This window comes from Acinetobacter sp. A3 (genome assembly GCF_012371415.1).
In the GTDB taxonomy this organism is placed as follows: Bacteria; Pseudomonadota; Gammaproteobacteria; order Pseudomonadales; family Moraxellaceae; genus Acinetobacter.
In genome coordinates this window covers 1-4821 of sequence record NZ_JAAZQW010000073.1, presented here as the reverse complement: position 1 = coordinate 4821, position 4821 = coordinate 1, and the positions used below count along the sequence as shown (strand labels likewise).

At 33.8% G+C, this 4821-nt stretch carries 2 protein-coding genes; both read left to right on the top strand.

What is annotated here, in order from left to right; genetic code table 11:
* Nucleotides 1–523: 523 nt before the first annotated feature.
* Entirely contained in the window at nucleotides 524–952 is a 429-nt protein-coding gene (locus tag HHA42_RS13115; RefSeq protein WP_168526828.1) for a pilin, read from the top strand.
* A gap of 68 nt (nucleotides 953–1020) precedes the next feature.
* Nucleotides 1021–4650 carry a fused MFS/spermidine synthase gene (locus tag HHA42_RS13110; protein ID WP_168526826.1) on the top strand — a complete coding sequence of 1210 codons (3630 nt, stop codon included), beginning with the start codon at nucleotides 1021–1023 and terminating at the stop codon, nucleotides 4648–4650.
* Nucleotides 4651–4821 lie beyond the last annotated feature (171 nt).

The following is a 4821-nucleotide window of genomic DNA, read 5'->3' as shown; positions in this document are numbered from 1 at the left end:
TATTGATGTTTATAACATCATTTGAGGAGCAGAATATCACTTATAGGAGTTGTTCAAATTTACGGATCCATCTCTTACCTACTCAAAAGTCTTGCCAATGCAAAACGGTTACGCGACTCAATCGCGCAAATTGAAGCAACTGAAACAACGTGTCATAAACTCAGTAAAGAGTGTGATTGAGATGCACTAACGATGGTAGAAATAGCGCCCTACTATACCCAGAAAATTTCAAGCGATAGACTTCAACATAAAGAACGACATCACAACACCTAAAAAGAACAACCGATATATGTGATACGCATCACACAATGACAATATTTGTCCAAAGTATAAAATTCAACCTGACAAAATTTGTCACTTTTTAACAAAAATATACAGTGAAATTTATAGTCTTAAATTTTTTATGTGTAAGGTGCTGTTTTTCTGTGTAAATTGTCTATAATAAAAGTTGGCACGTTTAGTGCTATCATTAGAATAGCTTACAAAGCTTATAACTAAATTAACAACATTTGTGGAGAATGTTATGAATACAATGCAGAAGGGCTTCACGCTCATCGAACTTATGATTGTAGTGGCTATTATTGGTATTTTGGCTGCAATTGCGATTCCTGCTTATCAAGATTATATTGCTCGTTCACAAGTAACTGAAGCTGTAACTTTAGCAAGTGGTCAAAAAGGTGCAGTAACAGAAGTTCGTGCTAACACAGGTGCATGGCCTACATCTAATGCTGCAGCAGGTATTGCAGCAGCGTCTGCTATTTCGGGTACATATGTAGCCCAAACAGCTGTCGGTGCAAATGGTGCAATTACTGCAACTATGAGAAGTGCAGGTGTAAATGATGCTGTTAAATCTCAAACTATTACTTTAACTCCGACAGAGCAAAGTGGTTCATATACTTGGGCTTGTACATCTTCATTAAGTGCTAAATATCTACCAGCAGCTTGCCGTTAATTAATAAAAGTTAAAAAAGGGAGGAAACTCCCTTTTTTATTTAAATAAAATATAAGGAAATTTTTTAAATGTACTTAAATGAAAACATAAAATATTGGCTAAAAATTATTTTTCCTATGGCGATATTATTACAATTATTTTCATTTTCGTTATTTCATTCATTTAATTTTTTACCTAGTTTTAATACCATAAATCACTGGGGAATGCTTAATAATATTGGAGCATATTTTGGTATTAGTGCTTTGATGTTTTCTATTGCTAAAAGCAAGGTAATTAAGCCCTATTTATTTGCAGGGTTGATTATAGTTGGTTGTTTTATATTTTTTTTAGATATAACAAATGCATACACAAACCCCTCTGCAAATCTTATGGTTATCTTGGCTCCATTAGGAGTATATACTTTATTTAAACAACTATATTTTTATTTTTTTAAAAGAAATAATAATTTAAGTATTCTTTATTTCTTATTGACATTTCTTTTTATATTAATGGCATGGTCCACACAAACCGCTTTAGAAGTTAATAAATTTATTTTACCCCATGTATATGATATTGACATATATAAAATTGATTCCGCTTTCGGAAATATCACATTGCCATTTGTCCAGTGGTTTGAGATGTCTCATGCTTTTTGGAAAACTTTAGTACTGGAAGCCTATTCTTTATTATCTATTGTTTTATTTATAGTAGTTTCTCTCTTTATCAGGGAAAATAAAGAGAAAAAATATCATATTATTAGAGTACTTATTGTCCCTTTTGGTTTAGCTTTTATATGCTATAGCATTATTCCTGTTTCCGGGCCTGTATATGCGTTTAGTACTCAATACTTCCCTCTAAACATGCCAACAGCTAATGAAGTTCAGAGTGGTAAAGTTTTTATTCCTCCCGCAGCTCGTAATGGGATGCCCTCTATGCACTTAACAGGCGCATTATTAATCTGGTTATTAACAGCAGGATTGAGTAGAAAAATTTACTTTTATATAGCAACTGTATTTGTGTTATTAACAGCCATCGCTACGATTGCTTTTGGAGAACATTATTTTTTAGATTTAGTGGTTGCTTTGCCATTTGCAGCTTTTATAGGTACAGGATTAGCAAATCCTGATAACTTTATTTTTAAAAATAAGAAAATCACAACACTTTGGATAAGTTCTGGATTAACATTCATTATATGGATGCTCATGTTGCTAGTTTCATCAGAGTGGTTGTATAGTAATTTGTTATTTGTACAACTTTTTACTATATGGAGTGTTATTGTTACAGTCATTTTATTTAGTATATATATAAAATACGTATGGAATGATGCTGAAGTAATAACTCCTATCTTAGAAATAGAGGATACCAAAAAACCAGAAACATCTACTATCCCTCGCTGGGTGATTGGTGTATTTGTTGCTTCGGGTTTTGCAGGTTTATTGTATGAAGTGGTTTATGCAAAAAGTTTAGCAGTTACATTTGGTAGTACCTCTTTAGCTTCATATACTGTTTTAACAACCTATATGTCTGGTATGGCTTTAGGTAGTTGGTTGGGTGGGTATATTGCTGATAAAGTAAAAAAGCCGCTTTTGTATTATGCAGGCATAGAAGCATTTATTGGTCTATATGCAGTTATTACCCCATTTTTATTTAAGGTCATTCAGAATATTTATGTTCTATCTGTAACTGGATTATCCGCAGATGACCCTTATGTAACATTTTTACGAGTGGCGTTGGGTGTGATTGTTTTAGGTATTCCTACCATTCTGATGGGTGCTACTTTACCTATCATGTTTAAATATTTAAAACAACTCAACATCCAAAGTGATACAGCAATTAGCCGCCTATATAGTGCCAATGTGATTGGTGCTGCATTAGGTTCATTTATAGGTGGGTATTTCTTTATTTCTGCAATAGGTCGAATCGGTGCTACGAATTTAGCTGCCGTCTTTAGTTTGATGATTGCACTCTATACCATAGAGCAATTTAAAAAGCAGAAAACTCAAATTCAGGAATTTGATAATTCTCCATCTATTGTTTCTTCAGCTCCTGTGCCGAAAATATTTGGCATAGTAGCACTTGTTGTTTTAGCGGTTGGTGGTGCAGTTACGCTGGGCCTAGAAGTTGTTTCAATTCACATGCTGGCTGTGGTTGCAGGTAATAGTGTTTATGCTTTTGCTTTAATGCTTGCAGTGTTTTTATTGGGTCTGGGTTTAGGCTCAGTTTTTGGTAAAAAAGCACTTAGCTATATAGATAGAACAACACTAATTGTTATTGCACAGTGCGGAATTGCTGCATCTATTATTATTACAGCATTAGTATGGGATAGAATTCCTGCTTATTTTGCTAGTTTTGGTGAGATGCAAAATTATATCCATTTAGGATTTTGGGCAAGAGAGATTTTAAGGGGGGCAATTTGTGCTTTGGCCATGCTGCCAGCGACACTCTTTATCGGTGCAAGCTATCCTGCAGCAATGAGTTTAGCTGCGGATTGGTTGGGACAAGGTAATGCAAAAGGTTTAGGTATTTCAAGTGCATTAAATACTATTGGTAATATATCTGGAGTTTTATTGGTTGGATTTTTATTGTTGCCATTAATGGGTTCAAATAAAGTCTTTTTATTACTTGCTGTGATTTCATTAATTTTAGCAATACTAGTATTAGTATCCGTAATTAAAGTAAATTATAAATTTAATCCTTATACTGCTGGAGTAGTAGTATCAATTTTTGTACTTTTCCCCATCTATCCTAAAAATTGGAATTTTACCAGTTTGGCACAAGGAGCAAATGTGTATTTTGCACCATCATATTGGGGAGAGGTGATAGATTACACTGAAAGCATCGAAGGTGGTGTGACGTCAGTTGCTCGTAGTCCTGATGGTAAATATATGACATTATTAACCAATGGTAAGTTTCAGGGGAATAATTCAGGTGAAACCTTAGCACAAGAATCTATTGCTTTGATTCCACTCCTGCATAATAGTGAACGAAAAAGTGCTTTAGCCATTGGTTATGGTACTGGTATGACTGCTCGAGTATTACATGAGCAAAAATTCCAGTCTCTTGATGTGGTCGAGTTGTCAAAAGATATTGTATTTATGGCAAATAAATATTTTGCTGATATTAACCATAATGTAACAAGTCAGTCAGGGGTCAATTTAATTTATACGGATGGGCGAAATTTTTTATTAACCCAAGACAAGAAGTATGACTTAATTAGTTTGGAAATTTCAAGTATTTGGTTTGCTGGTGCAGCAAATCTTTACAATAAAGAATTCTATGAGTTATCTGAAAAGAGATTAAATAAAGAAGGGGTTCTACAACAATGGGTTCAACTACATCATATGCATCCGATTGATTTAGTGTATATTTTAAATACAGTTCGCTCAGTCTATAAACATGTATGGCTTTATTTTGCGGGGGGGCAAGGTATCATTGTTGCCTCGAATAGTGATGAGGCCTTAAAATCGCATAGCTTAAAATATCCTTATAATAACTTAACGATTGACGAATTAAAGCATAAAGAAAAAACCCTTAAAGATTCTGTCGTGTTATCACCTAAAGGAGTAAATAATCTGGCACATAAAACAGATAAGACATTACGCCATCTTATTTCGACAGATAATAATTTATATTTAGAATACGCAACACCAAAAGGTAATGCGATTATGGAAGATACTTTAACTAAGAATCTAGAATACCTTTCAAAATTTGAAAATTAATTAAATTTTCAATAAAAAACCCATCGTTTACGATGGGATTTTTTATTGTGGCTGTACTCTTTTCCCAACGTGTATCGCTCAATACGTCTGAACGGTAAGCGTCCGCTGAACACACCTTATGAATTCATCCTATAAGCCTTAATTTAGTCCCCACTTAAAAACAAGTGGGGA